The organism is Isoptericola sp. NPDC056578 (genome assembly GCF_042793275.1).
In the GTDB taxonomy this organism is placed as follows: domain Bacteria; phylum Actinomycetota; class Actinomycetes; order Actinomycetales; family Cellulomonadaceae; genus Isoptericola.
The window spans coordinates 1-1,021 of record NZ_JBHTVC010000122.1; the positions used below are offsets into that span (position 1 = coordinate 1).

Genomic DNA, 1,021 nt, shown 5'->3' on the forward strand with positions numbered 1-1,021 from the left:
TGATCTACCGCTCCGCCGACGGCCCCGGCAAGGCCAACCTCGTCGGCGCCGAGCCCGTCACCGGCTGGGAGCCCTACCAGGACGGCATCTACAAGGCGTCCGTCGACCTGGACGCCCCCTTCTACACGCTGTTCGTCGACGGGGACCGCGCCACCACCGCGCGGCACCCGAACCGCACGAGCGAGGACACCCACGCGCCGTACCTCTTCTCGCGCCTGATCGAGCCCGAGAAGGAAGGGGTCCGCGACCAGATCGGCTACAACCCCGGCGAGTGGGACGAGACGGCGGACCTGGGCTCGTACACCAGCTGGCCGGCGCAGGTCACGATCTGGTCGGGTGGCTCGTGGAGCTGGTTCACCGACACGGTGCCGATCAAGAACGCGGACATCAAGGACACCGACAACAAGCTCATCCTCGACCACTGGACCCGCTACGCGATGATCAACAGCCGCAGCGGCTCCCGCTACTTCCTGCAGAACTCCCTCGACTTCCTCGACCAGGCCGGCGAGTACTACCTGGACCACGAGGCGGGCGAGCTCTACTACAAGCCGGCCGCGGGCTCGATGGACGGCGTCACCGTCATGCGGCCGACCGTCACGACGCTCGTGGACGTCAAGGGCGACTCCCCCGAGGACCGGGCGCACGACATCACGTTCGACGGCCTCGGCGTGCAGTACTCGGACTTCGTCGGCTGGTACCGCAACGGCTGGACCAGCGCCGGCGACGCCGGCGTCCCGCACGAGTACCCCGAGTACGACCGGCAGATCGAGATGCCCCGCAACCGGTTCGGTGCCGTCACGCTCGAGAACACCTCGCACATCACCCTCACCGGCATGCACATCCGCGACACGGGGTTCACCGGCGTCTACGCCCTGTTCGCGAACGACCACCTGACCGTCGAGGACTCCCTGCTGGAGAACCTCGGTGCGGACGGCATCAAGGTCGAGGGCGGCTGGCCCGGCGAGGGCGACCTGACCCACCAGCACACGTTCCGCAACCTCTACATCGACCACGTCGGCGA

The 1,021-nt window shown here is 68.1% G+C and carries 1 pseudogene; it reads left to right on the forward strand.

The features are described 5' to 3' along the window. Positions 1-1,021, forward strand: a pseudogene (locus tag ACFQ80_RS22590) (right-handed parallel beta-helix repeat-containing protein); the annotation flags it as partial.